General features: G+C 43.2%; 14 protein-coding genes. 10 read left to right on the forward strand and 4 right to left on the reverse strand.

The genetic code is table 11. The features are described from left to right. A partial coding sequence (locus V7K67_RS06890) for a hypothetical protein (RefSeq protein ID WP_335165772.1) occupies nt 1–401 on the reverse strand: 401 nt, incomplete at its 3' end. Here V7K67_RS06890 and V7K67_RS06895 point away from each other — a divergent pair. Genes V7K67_RS06895 through V7K67_RS06905 form a run of 3 tightly spaced genes read left to right on the forward strand, consistent with a single transcriptional unit; the run spans nt 400 to nt 3,191 of the window. Continuing rightward, on the forward strand, nt 400–1,695 hold the full coding sequence (locus tag V7K67_RS06895; RefSeq protein WP_334732015.1) for an MFS transporter: 1,296 nt from the start codon (nt 400–402) through the stop codon (nt 1,693–1,695). The genes V7K67_RS06890 and V7K67_RS06895 overlap by 2 nt on opposite strands. A 4-nt stretch (nt 1,696–1,699) precedes the next feature. After that, entirely contained in the window at nt 1,700–2,389 is a 690-nt protein-coding gene (locus V7K67_RS06900) for an SDR family NAD(P)-dependent oxidoreductase (RefSeq protein WP_334732016.1), read from the forward strand. A 34-nt stretch (nt 2,390–2,423) separates the two neighbouring features. Beyond that, on the forward strand, nt 2,424–3,191 hold the full coding sequence (locus V7K67_RS06905; RefSeq protein WP_334711099.1) for a class I SAM-dependent methyltransferase: 768 nt from the start codon (nt 2,424–2,426) through the stop codon (nt 3,189–3,191). A gap of 596 nt (nt 3,192–3,787) precedes the next feature. Here the strand turns inward: V7K67_RS06905 and V7K67_RS06910 are convergent. After that, nucleotides 3,788–4,753, reverse strand: a complete 966-nt coding sequence (locus tag V7K67_RS06910; protein ID WP_334732017.1) for a class I SAM-dependent methyltransferase — start codon at nt 4,751–4,753, stop codon at nt 3,788–3,790. A gap of 520 nt (nt 4,754–5,273) precedes the next feature. Between V7K67_RS06910 and V7K67_RS06915 the strand changes: the two genes are divergently transcribed. From V7K67_RS06915 to V7K67_RS06925, 3 genes are all read left to right on the forward strand, one after another. Then, a complete protein-coding gene (locus V7K67_RS06915) occupies nt 5,274–5,972 on the forward strand; it encodes a glutathione binding-like protein (RefSeq protein WP_334711097.1) in 699 nt (232 codons plus the stop codon). 610 nt (nt 5,973–6,582) lie between these two features. Beyond that, a complete protein-coding gene (locus tag V7K67_RS06920; protein ID WP_334732019.1) occupies nt 6,583–6,945 on the forward strand; it encodes a ribosomal maturation YjgA family protein in 363 nt (120 codons plus the stop codon). A 273-nt stretch (nt 6,946–7,218) separates the two neighbouring features. Next, a complete protein-coding gene (locus tag V7K67_RS06925) occupies nt 7,219–8,412 on the forward strand; it encodes an MFS transporter (RefSeq protein WP_335165776.1) in 1,194 nt (397 codons plus the stop codon). 63 nt (nt 8,413–8,475) lie between these two features. On the opposite strand, the gene V7K67_RS06930 is transcribed toward V7K67_RS06925, so the two are convergent. Beyond that, nucleotides 8,476–8,718 carry a hypothetical protein gene (locus tag V7K67_RS06930; RefSeq protein WP_334711094.1) on the reverse strand — a complete coding sequence of 81 codons (243 nt, stop codon included), beginning with the start codon at nt 8,716–8,718 and terminating at the stop codon, nt 8,476–8,478. 616 nt (nt 8,719–9,334) lie between these two features. Here V7K67_RS06930 and V7K67_RS06935 point away from each other — a divergent pair. From V7K67_RS06935 to V7K67_RS06950, 4 genes are all read left to right on the forward strand, one after another. After that, the gene (locus V7K67_RS06935; RefSeq protein WP_334732021.1) at nt 9,335–10,639 is read left to right on the forward strand and encodes an O-acetylhomoserine aminocarboxypropyltransferase/cysteine synthase family protein; all 1,305 of its coding nucleotides are present in this window, start codon (nt 9,335–9,337) and stop codon (nt 10,637–10,639) included. Between the two features lie 402 nt (nt 10,640–11,041). Next, entirely contained in the window at nt 11,042–12,250 is a 1,209-nt protein-coding gene (locus V7K67_RS06940; protein WP_335165778.1) for an RNA-guided endonuclease InsQ/TnpB family protein, read from the forward strand. Nucleotides 12,251–12,422: 172 nt separating this feature from the next. Then, nucleotides 12,423–13,502: a homoserine O-acetyltransferase MetX gene (metX, locus tag V7K67_RS06945; protein ID WP_334711091.1), complete on the forward strand. Its 1,080-nt coding sequence runs from the start codon at nt 12,423–12,425 to the stop codon at nt 13,500–13,502. Nucleotides 13,503–13,808: 306 nt separating this feature from the next. Next, entirely contained in the window at nt 13,809–14,123 is a 315-nt protein-coding gene (locus tag V7K67_RS06950) for a hypothetical protein (RefSeq protein WP_334711089.1), read from the forward strand. A gap of 184 nt (nt 14,124–14,307) precedes the next feature. On the opposite strand, the gene V7K67_RS06955 is transcribed toward V7K67_RS06950, so the two are convergent. Continuing rightward, on the reverse strand, nt 14,308–14,613 hold the full coding sequence (locus tag V7K67_RS06955) for a hypothetical protein (RefSeq protein WP_334711088.1): 306 nt from the start codon (nt 14,611–14,613) through the stop codon (nt 14,308–14,310).

Below are 14,613 nucleotides of genomic sequence, written 5' to 3' on the forward strand. Positions count from 1 at the left end.
AGTTTGGAGTTTGGAGTTTGGAGTTTGGAGTTTGGAGTTTGGAGTTTGGAGTTTGGAGTTTGGAGTTTGGAGTTAGGAGTTTGGAGTTTGGAGTTAGGAGTTAGGAGTTTGGAGTTTGGAGTTTTGTTTATCCCCCTCATCTCCCTCATCTCCCTCATCTCCCCAGTCCCCAATCCCCAGTCCCCAATCCCCAATCCCCAATCCCCAGTCCCCAATCCCCAATCTCCAATCCCCAGTCCCCAATCCCCAATCCCCAATCCCCAATCCCCACTCCCCAATCCCCAGTCCCCAATCCCCAATCCCCAGTCCCCACTCCCCACTCCCCACTCCCCACTCCCCAATCCCCAATCCCCAGTCCCCAATCCCCAGTCCCCAGTCCCCAGTCCCCGATCCCCACTCATGTCCCTAGCTTCCTTCCTCGCGCGTCGTTCGTTCCACTATGGCTGGATTGTTGCAGGTTTAACATTCTTAGCCTTGCTGGTAGCAGCCGGAATTCGCTCTGCTCCTGGAGTTTTTATAGTGCCTCTTGAACAGGAGTTCGGCTGGAGTAGAGCAACTATATCTTTGGCAATCTCCATTAACTTGGTACTCTACGGATTAATTGGCCCTTTTGCTGCCACCGTTATGGAGCGGATCGGCATTCGGCGGATGATGGTGTTTTCGCTTGCTGTCATTGCCCTTGGTGTCGGTTTAACCACTTTGATGTCAGCGTCTTGGCAGCTAGTCTTGCTGTGGGGTGTAGTAGTCGGTTCTGGTAGCGGAGTTATCGCCCTGGTTTTGGGTGCTATTGTTGTCAATCGCTGGTTTTTGGAAAAGCGGGGTCTAGTTCTGGGCATCTTAACCGCCAGTACAGCTACGGGGCAACTGGTGTTTTTACCCATGCTGGCTTCAGTCGCCGATCGCTTTGGGTGGCGAATTGCGGCTCTAGGTCTTAGTGGTGCAGCACTTTTAATTATTCCAGCGATCGCAGCCTTGATGCGCGATCGCCCGGCGGATGTTGGTTTGCGACCCTTTGGCGACAACAGCGAAACGGTAGAAGTGTTACAGCCCAAAGTCAATTCTATCGCCTCCACCCTTAACGTCCTCTGGCTGGGAATGCGTAATCGCGACTTCTGGCTGTTATTTGGTAGCTTTTTTATCTGTGGTGCTAGCACAAATGGGTTAATTGGTACTCATCTGATTCCTGCTTGTATTGACCACGGTATTCCGGAAGTCAAGGCGGCGGGGCTTTTGGCAATTATGGGATTATTCGATTTTTTCGGAACTACTATGTCCGGTTGGCTATCTGACCGCTGGAACAATCGCTACTTACTGTGCTGGTACTACGGACTGCGGGGTTTGTCTTTGATTTTCTTGCCCTTCAGTTTCAACTTTTCCTTCTATGGGCTTTCCATTTTCGCCGTCTTCTACGGACTTGATTGGATTGCTACCGTACCACCAACAGTCCGTCTGGTTGCCAACGTCTTCGGTAAAGAAAATGTCGGCGTGATGTTCGGTTGGATTGTCGCCGGACACCAGCTTGGTGCAGCCACAGCAGCATTCGGAGCCGGAGTCTTGAGAACTTGGACGGGTAGTTATTTACAAGCGTTTATTTTATCAGGCGTTCTCTGTCTGATTGCCGCAGTTTGTGTACTGCAAATTGGTCAAAGTCCCAATAAGGGCAATTCACAGCTATCTTCAGTCATGGAGAATTAAATTTATGACAACAACAGCTTTAATTGTCGGTGCAGGTAATGGACTAAGCGCTTCTTTAGCTCGCCTATTTGCCAAAGAAGGATTTACCGTAGCTTTAGCAGCTCGCCAAATTGAAAAACTCACTCAATTGAGCAGTGAAATTGGCGCAGTTAGTTTCGCTGCTGATGCCTCAAAGCCAGATGAAGTAGAACAGTTATTTATTGATATCGATCAAAAAGTCGGTTCCCCGAATGTTGTTATTTACAATCCCAGTTTTCGGGTGCGGGGGCCTCTGGTTGATCTAGACCCTGGTGAGGTGGCAAAAACCCTAGATGTTACTGCTTATGGTGGCTTTCTTGTAGCCCAAGCTGCTACCAAAAGGTTTTTGCAACTTGGCGGCGGTGCTATATTTTTTACTGGAGCCTCAGCCAGTGTAAAGGGTTATCCGCTGTCTGCTCCCTTTGCAATGGGTAAATTTGCACTGCGCGGTTTGGCTCAGAGTATTGCTAGAGAATTAGCACCAAAGAATATCCATGTAGCGCATTTCGTGATTGATGGTGGAATCCGTTCAGCAGTTCGCCAAGATCCAGTAGATAATCCTGATAGTACTCTTGACCCGGATGCGATCGCTCAAACTTATCTCAGCATTCTCCGCCAACCCCGCAGTGCTTGGACTTATGAAGTAGAACTACGTCCGTGGGTAGAGAACTTCTAACCTAGACAATTGTTACAAGAATAGTTTTGTAGGTATGAAAATTGATTTTGGTGCAACTGCTACTGATTATGCAAAACACCGCGCTGGCTTTCCCAGTTCATTATTTAATAAACTGTCTGAATATGGTATAGGTTTACCAGGGCAGAATATTGTTGACCTTGGTACAGGAACAGGAACACTAGCGCGGGGCTTTGCTGATAGAGGTGCTTATGTAATCGGCATCGACCCATCAGTGTCACTTTTAGAACAAGCCAGACAGTTAACCGAATCTGCCCAAATCCAAGTAGATTATCGAGTTGCAACTGCTGAGAATACCGAGTTACCAGATGCTAGTGCTGATGTAGTCACTGCTGGACAGTGTTGGCATTGGTTTGATCGTCCGCGTGCCGTCCAGGAAATTACTCGCATATTGAGAAGAAATGGCTCGATCGCGATCGCTCATTTTGATTGGATACCTTTAAAAGGTAATGTAGTTGAAGCCACAGAACAATTGATCGAGGCTCATAATCCCGCCTGGAATCTGGGCGGCGGTAATGGCTTGTATCCTTTGTGGTTACAAGATATTGGCGAAGGAGGATTTAGAGAAATCCGCACATTTTCTTACGATGTATTTGTACCTTATACACAGGTCGCTTGGCGGGGACGAATTCGTGCTAGTGCTGGTGTGGGAGCCAGCTTGACACCAGAAAAGGTAGAAGTATTTGACCAGGAATTGGCGACGTTACTCGAAGCAAGATATCCTACACCGATTCTTGAAGTTCATCATAGAGTTTGGGCTGCGATCGCTAAATCACCGCTATAAAAAAGTATAATGGTCACTGCCATTGCAGTCCCCAACAAGTGACAAATTTAGCGCTCCAGTCCAACCATCTTTACAACTCAGCTAATAATCTCAGTTTTGTAGTGGCGTGGCAAGCAAAAAAATTGTGCATTAGAGGTAGGTTGGGTGGAGCGGAGCGCAACCCAACATATATCAGGATGTTGGCTTTGGCAAAGCCTCCACCCAACCTACAATTTTTTGGAACATTTTAGCCTTGCCACGCGTTGCGATTTCCATGAAATAGTCGTCAGTTCAAAAATGACTCATGCACTTTTGGACTACCAAGCAATAAAATTGTTCTATCAAGACGAGCTACAGGGGCATGATGAATTGAAGCTCTATGTTTCATCTAGAGAAAGCCATGACTAGCGACACATAGCCAGTCGCTAGTCGTGGCTGATAATACAAAGCTACCATTTCAAATGACGCAAGAGCTTGGAGTACAATTCTTTTGACTTTTGACTTTTGACTTCCGCCTTGTGGTACTAGTCCAACACGACGTAAATAAACCACCCATTTAAAATAGCCAGAAAGCTTACAAAATAAGTATTCTTTCTTTTTACTTTTGCCTTCTTGTACTAGTCGCCCTTGATAGGTTTCATTCTAGCGATCGCTTGTAGTAACATTTTTGGCAGCCAAAAAAGATAACAATATACTTGTTTTGCCTGACTATAAAGTGAAAATAACTTTCCTTCACTCAATAAAGTATATGGTCGAACTGCTCTGAGAATTTCTGCAAATTTATCTTCCGCCGCAGTTTCAACTGAACCACTTACACAATAACCTTGTAAATGTGGAGGTAAGCGCCAGTTAATTTTAGGATCTGGCTGATGTGTTACAGGCTCAACATTTCCCCGCCATGCAACTCCCATAATTTGCATAGTTTGATAGACCATTGTATTCCATCCTTTATCTTTGAAGTAGTCCAAGCCTTGGCCTACGTCGGGAGAAGCCAAATCATGAAATAAAATTAAAGCATCTGCTTCTGCAAATTGTTCGCAAATAATTGCATCATTGAGCGGAGCCGGTGCTTCGTGATTACCATCTATAAATATCAATGACCATTTCCGTTGAAATTTATTTGCGATCTCTTCTACTTTTTGAGGGCTATATCCTGGTATTAGATTCACAGATTCTTTCACACCTGCCAACTTTAGTGACTCTGTGACACTTTCATTAAATAATTGTTGGGATAGCATCGGATCGATTACATCTAGCTCTACTCCTCCCAGAGCCAAATGACAAGCTGACCAGCCCATCCAGCAACCTATTTCTAAAGCTTTTTTCCCCTGAAATTTTAAGGCTGTATTATATATAACATGAGCCTCATCTCTGCTGACAAATCCTACATTCTGCTGTCGCTTATCCACATACCAGTTATGAGTAATATCCCGCCGTAAGTAAAGCCAAAAAGAATCATATTTATTGCCTAAAATTATATTGGGAAAATATGAATCTGGCTGGATAGTGGAAAATCCTGATGAAACATAATCTCCTTTTGGCAATAAGTTTCCTTCAATCACTTTTACTGTTTTTTCACTCATAAGTTACTCTCTAAGTATTTGAAATTCTCGGTTTTGGGGTTAAAATTTAACCTCACCAATTTTGCAAAAAGCGCCATTTTCTTCTCTACAGATGAGTTTCGGACTACACCTCCATCGTTAACAATTCCAAATTCAAACATTTTAGACATTTTCAGACGGTGATCTAAAATAGATTTAACCACGTAGCCTGAGTTATCGATTTTAGATTGACCTTTAAACAAGGATTCTCAGGCAAAACCTGAAAATATCAAATCCAGAAACTAAAAAGTTAATTTTTTTTAACCATCTCGTCTTTTTTGGTAATACAAAATCAGTAATGGCGCAGCACAATAGTCAAGTATGGGGCTGTAGCTCCATTCCTGACATAGGACAATACTTTTAGGCATTAAATGCTAAAATGCTTACTGTATATACATTTTCGCAACTTTTACCTCCTGTTTTCAGATTTGGTGATAAATCCGAAATAGGTGTCCGCACCATTCACTTAAAAAAGAATCGCACAATTTGAGAAAAAATAACCATGATTGAACTTTATTATTGGACAACCCCCAACGGTCATAAAATTACGATTTTCTTGGAAGAAGTCGGCTTACCTTATACCATAATTCCTGTGAATATTGGGGCTGGGGATCAATTTAAGCCAGAGTTTTTAAAAGTTTCTCCTAACAATCGTATTCCGGCGATCGTTGACCACGAACCAGCAGATGGAGGTGCGCCAATTTCGGTATTTGAGTCTGGGGCAATCTTGCTATATTTGGCAGAAAAAACTGGAAAATTAATTCCCCAAGATATACGTCATCGCACTCAAGTTTTAGAATGGTTGTTCTGGCAAATGGCAGGACTGGGACCAATGGCGGGACAAAATCATCACTTTAGCGCCTATGCTCCCGAAAAGATTGAATATGCCATTAACCGCTACGTGAATGAGACAGGACGCTTATATGCAGTGCTGAATAAGCAATTAGCAGATAGAGAGTTTGTAGCTGGCGATTATTCCATCGCCGATATTGCCGCCTATCCCTGGATTGTGCCCCATGAACGCCAAAGTCAAAATCTAGAGGATTTTTCTCACGTCAAGCGCTGGTTTGAGACAATTAAAGCCCGTCCGGCAACAATTCGCGCTTACGAGAAAGCTGAAGCCTTGAAAACTCAAGCGCTCGATCCAGATAAATCACGAGATTTGTTATTTAACCAGTCGGCGAAAACTATTCAGCTTTGAGCCTTCTGAGGTTGAACAAGAAGTCAACCCCTTCCCCACGGCAATACACTTCAGTTAAGAAATTTTTCTTTCTCATTCTTCTCTCTGTGTCCTCTGTGCCTCTGCGGTTAATGAAGAGTGCTGAGAAGCATAATGTATAGGTATTTCCAAGAAGTGCGATCGCAGCAACTTTGCTGTCATCTAGATTTCTTGATTTAACCATACCCCAAGGGCATCGTAAGAGGTTGTTTGAAAAATCTAAATTATTACTAGCCCTGGCGATTAGAAATCGCGGCTACACGAGACTTTACCCACCTCCGTGGGTTAAAAACCCTTGATTTTTCATGCTTTCCACGGAGGTGGACTTGGTTTGTGTAGTAGCGAATTATATTCCAATACAGTTCAGAATGAGCAACAAAACACTTGTAGAGACGGCGATTTATCGCGTCTCGAAAACCCAAAATTGTTGTCAGTAGCTCTTAACTGAACCGTATTGAATTATATTCGCCGAAAACTTTTCAAACATCCTCTAAGTGTATCAGTCAGTTATCCAACTGTTCAACAGAGTTTATCCCAAAAAAATGAAGAGGGTTATAGTCAAATAGGTGTTTTTTGAGAGCTATTGATTGCCATGTTGATCTTCAATAAAAAATATTTTTACTTCACAGCTATACTATTTTTAATAGAGGTATATATTGCTGTTTTTGTAAATGAGAGTTTCATCCGTCCTTTTATTGGTGATGTTTTAGTAGTTATCCTAATTTATTGCTTTGTCAGAACCTTTTCAAACATACACTCATCCATCGTCGCTTTATCAGTTTTTGCATTTTCTTGTACTATAGAAATTCTTCAATATTTTAATTTTGTGAATACTTTAGGATTGCAAAAATATAAGATTTTGGCTGTTGCCTTAGGAAGTGTATTTGATTGGAAAGATATCATTGCTTATGGAATAGGTACTATAACAGTTCTATGGTTGGAAAAGAGAACATGATTATTTGGGAGTTGTGGTTAAGCTGTCGTGCATTTAAATTGTATAATTTTGGGTCTAAAACCCTTCCATAGCCTAGAGTCAGCTAAAAAACTAGATGCGTGGCAGCTTAGCCCATAATAATTATGAAGACATAGTTGGCTTTAGTGCAATACGGCTGGGTTAAGCATTTCTTTCTTTTCTCCGCGTTCTCTGCGTCTTGGCGGCAACGCTTAAAGCCTGTAACTGATAGAGTGTATTATGAGTGACTTCCCGGATTAAATTACTAGAGTGAAAGTGGACAGATCAGCAAAGGATATAGCACGTAAAACCCCTGTCTCATTAGGACTGTTGGGCGCTGCTGCCTTCATGGTGATTGCCGATGCACGGGTAATTGACCCCCTGTTGCACATCATTGCTGACGATTTTAAAGTCGGTGTTGGCATTGCTGCGGTGATTATCTCGGCATACACGATTCCCTACGGGCTATTTCAATTAGTCTATGGGCCACTAGGCGATCGCATCGGCAAACTTAAGGTAATTACAGTCGCATTGGCGGCATTTGCTATAGGTACGGCTGTCTGTGCTTTTGTGTCAAATATCGTCTTACTTACCTTGCTGCGGTTTCTCACAGGGATGGCTGCTGCTGGGGTAATCCCCATCACCCTAGCTTATATTGGTGACAATTTTCCTTATGAAGAACGTCAAGCTGCGATCGGCAAGTATTTAAGTGCCTTAGTACTAGGTCAAATTCTTGGTGGTAGTTTGGGCGGCATCTTTGGAGAGTATATCGGCTGGCGTGATATCTTTCTCCTATTTGGGATCGTCTCCCTTGTCATTGCTGGACTTCTATGGCGTGAGACGCGCCATCTGGCTGATAGCCAACGTTCCCAAGGTCAGGGTAGGATAACATTTCGACCTTATTACCAACTATTGACCCAACCAATCGCCCAGACTGTGATTGTGGGTGTGTTTGTGGAAGGCTTTTGCCTATTTGGGGCATTTGCTTACGTTGGGGCATTTCTGCGCGATCGCTATAGTCTAAGTTATGTAGTGATCGGGTTTATGCTCAGTAGTTTTGGATTAGGTGGACTAATTTACAGTCGCTCAGTCAAATGGTTAGTCAGGCGACTGGGTGAAATTGGTTTAATGGGCGTGGGAGGAGGTTTGATGTGTATCAGCTTCTTAGCGATCGCATTATTCCAGAACTGGATGCTTTTTATCCCCTTGAGTATTTTAATGGGATTGGGCTTTTATATGATGCACAGCACCCTCCAAACCCAAGCCACTGAGTTAGCGCCGGAAGCGCGAGGTACTGCTGTTTCGCTGTTCGCCTTCAACCTGTTTGTCGGACAAGGAATCGGTGCAGCAGTATTCGGTAGGATTGTAGATAACTTCGGCTACATTTATTGTTTTCTTAGCGCTGGTGTAGCGATCGCTCTGCTCTCTGTTTGGCTAGTCTTGCGGAAGCAAAACATCAATGAAAGCTAAGAGAATGTTTATAAAGTATTAATTAATACTATTACTTGGTTATGCAAGGTTGAATTCCCTTAGTCAACCTTTGGGGCGATCGCAATGATAAGGATAAAGCCACTCACACTTGAAAAGTCCGTAAGTATGTTTTTCAAAAAAGGTTCCAGCATGGCGTCCAGGTGCTATGTCGATCCCAGCCTTAGTTTTAATTTCGTACAGCCAAGGAAAGGCTACGACTAAAACAGTAATGACACCGAAGATGTAGAAAATCGTGGTTTTAATTTTGGGCAATCTTCGGGAATTGCTGTTGTGGTTTTGAGGCATAGGTAGTATGGGTGAAAAACTAACAATCAATATTAGCTTAAAGCCGAAAATGTCGTCCGAAGCAGGGATCAAGATTTTCTGTTTTCTGATAAAGTTATCGCCCAGATTTGCTCTTTAACAAAAGGTTTTAGATTCAGTAAGAATTGGTTTTCGCTATATGTTAATTTTAACAGAATATGGAGCGCCTAACTCATGACTCTTAGTCACGAGTGTGCGGCTTGTAGAAATCAAAAAATCAATTCCAGATGTAATCCTCACTTCGTGACGCTTTGCGAACATCCCCCGCTCACAATCCCCACCTTATGAGTACATTGAAGGTGGGGACTTCCGCGACTCGTTAGAGATGGGGAATCGTGAGCGTGAGCAGTTAAAATACGGTAAGCCTTGCAAATTACCGTTGATTAATCCAACACAACACTCAATTAGTATTATCTAGGAAGGCAGGAAACAGATAGCGCAAGGATTTAAGACCCCCACTGTTGTGTTAGCTTCCCGCAGGGTACGGCAGTTCAGGGCTGCCAAATCAGTCGGGGTCAAATCCCCGATTGATTTCCTCCTCCTGCCCCCTGCCTCCTTCAGTAATCGTTTGTATAATTAGAAACTCAAATAACTACTTATGTCAGAACAATATCGTTTTGAAACCCTGCAAGTTCATGCTGGACAAGAGCCGGCTCCTGGAACGAATGCTCGTGCTGTACCGATTTACCAAACGACTTCCTACGTTTTTGACGACGCCGACCACGGAGCGCGGTTATTTGCTCTCCAGGAATTTGGTAACATTTACACCCGAATCATGAACCCGACGACGGATGTATTTGAAAAGCGGATTGCTGCCTTAGAAGGGGGTGTAGCAGCATTAGCAACCGCTAGTGGTCAGGCGGCACAATTCTTGGCAATCAGTACCATTGCTCAGGCTGGGGATAATATTGTTTCCACTAGTTTCTTGTATGGGGGAACATATAACCAGTTTAAAGTATCCCTACCACGTTTGGGTATTAATGTCAAGTTTATTGAGGGAGATGAGCCAGAAAGTTTCCGTCAGGCGATCGACGATCGCACGAAAGCGTTATACGTTGAAACCATTGGCAATCCTCAATTCAACATTCCCGACTTTGCGGCTTTAGCTCACATTGCCCACGAAAACGGCATACCTTTAATTGTGGATAATACCTTTGGTGCTGGTGGGTATTTAGCTCGACCAATTGAATATGGTGCAGACATCGTAGTGGAATCTGCAACTAAATGGATTGGTGGGCATGGTACTTCCATCGGTGGCGTAATTGTTGATTCGGGTAAATTTAACTGGGGTAGCGGCAAATTTCCTCTGTTTACTGAGCCAGCACCCGGCTATCATGGGCTGAATTTCCAAGAAGTTTTTGGCCCTAGCGGTTCTTTTGGCAACATTGCCTTTATTATTCGCGCCAGAGTTGAAGGGTTACGGGATTTTGGCCCATCCTTGAGTCCATTTAACGCCTTTCTGTTACTGCAAGGATTAGAGACTCTCTCCCTACGTGTAGATCGTCATGTGAGTAATGCTTTAGAATTGGCTCAGTGGTTAGAGCAACAAGAGCAAGTATCTTGGGTTAATTATCCCGGACTTCCCAATCACCCGTATCATGAACGAGCGAAAAAATATCTCCGACATGGCTTTGGAGGAGTTTTAAACTTCGGCATCAAAGGTGGACTGGAGGCGGGTAGAGCTTTTATTAATCATGTGAAGCTGGCGAGTCATTTAGCAAATGTTGGTGATGCGAAAACTCTCGTTATTCATCCTGCTTCTACAACCCATCAACAGCTAAGTGATGACGAACAGCTTTCAGCAGGAGTGACACCCGATTTAGTGCGAGTATCAGTGGGAATTGAACATATCGACGATATCAAAGAGGATTTTCAGCAGGCATTTCGGCAAGTTAGAATTTAGCTGAAATAGCAAGAAGCCTCACGTCTCACCCGTCAGGGGAGCGTGAGATGAATTGCGCGTGAGTTGACGACAGTCCTCTAACTGATATTGAGCGTAAGCGAAATCAAGGAAGAGGACATGGAGGAAACGAGCAAAATATTGTGTGACCAAGCCCCTTCGGGGCGGGAACAGGGAAGAGGGAACAGGGAACAGTGCAAGAATTAGCCCCGAAGATTTAGGGTACAAGCCCCTAAATTTATTTATGAAAGAAATAAAAACATTTTTTAAGGGGACGCGTAGCGCAAGAAAAAATACGTCCTTGTACAAATCCCCTAATTTTAATTATGGGGATTTCCCTGTTCCCTGTTGCCCGTTCCCTGTTCCCTTTTAAAATGATTTATAGCAAATTGATTTCACTCTAAAATGCTAAAGGTAGTCAAAGTCAGGTTATATCCAGATGCCCAACAACAGCAATCACTAGCACAAGCTTTTGGTTCTTGTCGTTGGCTGTGGAACTATTGCCTGAACTTGATGAACCAAACATACAAAGAAACTGGTTTTGGACTATCTGGATATGAAGTCAAAAAGCTAATTCCGCAACTTAAAAAAGAGCATAGCTGGCTGGCTTTGACTTACTCGCAGTGCTTACAACAAGTCTGCTTAAATCTGGGAGTGGCTTTTAATAACTTCTTTGAAAAAAGAGCAAAATATCCGAACTTCAAGTCAAAGCACAATAAACAGTCAATACAGTATCCTCAAAATGTAAGGATTGCTGACAGTTACTTAACCTTCCCCAAAATAGGGGATGTGTCAGCAATAATTCATAGACCTATTGAAGGAAAAGTTAAGACTGTAACTATATCTAAAAACTGTTCTAACCAATACTTTGCAGCTATTCTATTTGATGACGGCAAGGATAAACCAGTTGGTAGCACGGAGGGTATTGCTATAGGCGTTGATTTGGGACTGACTCATTTTGCTATTACCAGTGATGGATCTAAGTTTGACAACCCTAGAATACTAAATAGACATGAGAGAAATTTAAAACTCAAACAGCAGCAATTATCTAGAAAGCAGAAAGGTTCAAATAACCGTATTAAATCTAGAAAGAAAGTTGCTAGAGTTCACAGAAAAATTACTAACTGCCGTGAAGATTTTCTGCACAAACTATCTCGTAGGATAGTTAACGACAACCAAGTAATTGTGGTCGAAAATCTTAATATTAAGGGCATGATGCAAAACCACTGCCTAGCTAAATCCATCCATCAGGTTGGTTGGGGAATGTTTTGCACAATGCTGAAATATAAGGCAGAAATGGAAGGAAAGATTTACCAAGAAGTAGATAGATTTTTCCCTAGTTCCAAAACCTGTCATGTTTGCCTAAATCAAGTTGGTAGTTTACCTCTTAATGTAAGATTCTGGACTTGTGAGAATTGCAAAACTAAGCATGATAGGGATATTAACGCCAGTATTAACCTTCGAGATGAAGGACTACGGATTTTGACCTCTGGAATGGGGGATAAAGCCTGTCGCCCAGATGTAAGTCGGAGTAATAGAGGACGCAAGAAATCTACTACTGCGCTTTCTGCTGGACAGGAAGCCCACACTGTACCGTCAGGTCAGTGTGGGTAGTTCACTTCTCAATAAATTGGGCATGGGGCGTTAGGAGTGCTGAGTTAGGAGTTAAGAGTTAGGAGTTTTGTTTATCTCCTTGTCCCCTCATCTCCCCCATCTCCCCCATCTCCCCCATCTCCCCCATCTCCCCCATCTCCCCCATCTCCCCACTACCCACTACCCGATAGATATGATCTACTCAGACTTCATCTCACCGGAAACCCAGTTTTACCAGCTAACAGTGCCATTTCAACTTGAAGGGGGCGAAACATTAACTGGGGTTCAGGTTGCTTATCGCACCTGGGGACAGTTAAATGCTCAAGGCGATAATGGGGTACTGATTTGTCATGCTTTAACTGGTTCGGCTGACGCTGATGATTGGTGGGAATCTTTGTTTGGTTCAGGGAAAGCTTTTAATCCAGAACGCGATTTTATTGTGTGCAGCAATATCTTGGGAAGCTGTTACGGTACAACTGGGCCAACTACTATCAACCCCATAACAGAAAAGCATTATGGTGTATCCTTCCCTGAGATTACAATCCGAGATATAGTTCACCTGCAAGCTGTACTACTAGAATACTTGGGTGTTCAATCTCTGCGGTTTGTAATAGGCGGTTCACTTGGTGGAATGCAAGCATTAGAGTGGGCATTATTATATCCAGAAAAGGTTAAAGGAATTGCACCTATTGCTGTTTCTGGTAGGCATTCAGCTTGGTGTATTGGATTAAGTGAAGCCCAAAGACAGGCAATTTATGCCGATCCAAACTGGCAAGGAGGCAACTATACCCTGGATGCGCCCCCAAATCAGGGATTAGCAGTGGCGCGGATGATGGCGATGTCTACTTACCGTTCTTGGGATAGTTTTACAACCCGCTTTGGACGGGAGTATGATGCATCTGAGCAGTTTGCTATAGCCGGTTACTTACAACATCAGGGTCAAAAGCTCACAGAACGATTTGATGCCAATACTTACATTACCCTCACCCACATAATGGATCGCCACGATATTGCACGCGATCGCACAGTTGCTAATTTGTTAGATTATGAATCTATTCTGCAAAGCATCCAGCAACCGACTTTAGTTATCGCCATTGATTCTGACATCCTCTATCCTCCAATAGAGCAACAAGAATTGGCAAACTTAATCCCTAATGCTCAACTGGCGTGGCTGAAGTCAACCCACGGACATGATGCATTTTTAATTGATATGGCTGCATTGAATGAAATTCTTATCTCTTTTCGACAAAGTTTAGATTTATCAGCCTCTTAACTTGATGGATTGAGAAAAAAGCTTGGCGTTTCAAATTCTGATGTGGAATGATGAAGTTGAAAAGGCGATCACACCTTTAGGCATTGGGTTTATTTTTACAGCCTGCCAACCATCCGCAAGCAGGACGCGCAGTTTCACCCGATTGGGGTAAGCTACTAAATGCTTTAGCCTATTAGACATCTGGTGAAAATGAATGTAGAGACGTAGCACTGCTACGTCTCTACAAGGATTCTGGATAACGCATATTTAATTTCTGGAGATGTCTATTACCAGCATCAATCACAAACTTTATTAACCAGTCGGGAAGTGCCAGCAGATTTGGCAGATATTCGTTATGAAGGTGCGGAACCAGATTCAGAATTGGTGTATATGGAGAGAATTTTTGGAGTGGCGACAGTCGCGGGAGTTGAGATTTTGCGACAGCGCCAACTGAAAGACAGTGTACCAGATTTGCGGTGCATATCTGAGCGCGTTGAGGGACACGTATTTTTGTTAACCCAACTGGCAGCTATTGGTAAGGGTAAGCCTGGGTATCTGTGGAAGCATTCAGAATTGGTGACTAAAAAGGCTGAATCCATTCTCAGAGAACAACTGGCAAGGCAAAGCTGGGTGGGGAGGTAGACAGGGGAGCAGAGGTTTGTAAAAGTTCTTTCCCCTGCACCTCTGCTTGCCACCATACAGAGTTTGTGTGGCACACCACTAGTACAACACGGCGTAAATAAACCACCCATTTAAAATAGCCAGAAAGCTTACAAAATAAGCATTCTTTCTTTTTACTTTTGCCTTCTTGTACTAGGGCTTGCTGCTAGCTAACAAAATCTTTGTGGGCAGTGACAAGCATCTGAGCTTGTCTTAAAACGTTTCCGAATAAATAAATAGGAATCTGCCAAGCTGCAACAGTAACTTCTTTGACAATATCCTGTACACTAACTGCGATTAATTCATGCTCTGGTGGTTCTCCCTCAACTGTACCAGACCAAGTAAAAGCTAATAAAAAGTCATCGTCTCCAGGTAAGGATGCAATCAAACATTCTTCTGGTGTTGGCTGGCAAATAATTCCATGATCGTTTGCAAGTTCTACTAGTCTTTGAAAGTTGTTTACGTTCGTCAT

The organism is Nostoc sp., from assembly GCF_036917155.1.
GTDB lineage: Bacteria > Cyanobacteriota > Cyanobacteriia > Cyanobacteriales > Nostocaceae > Nostoc.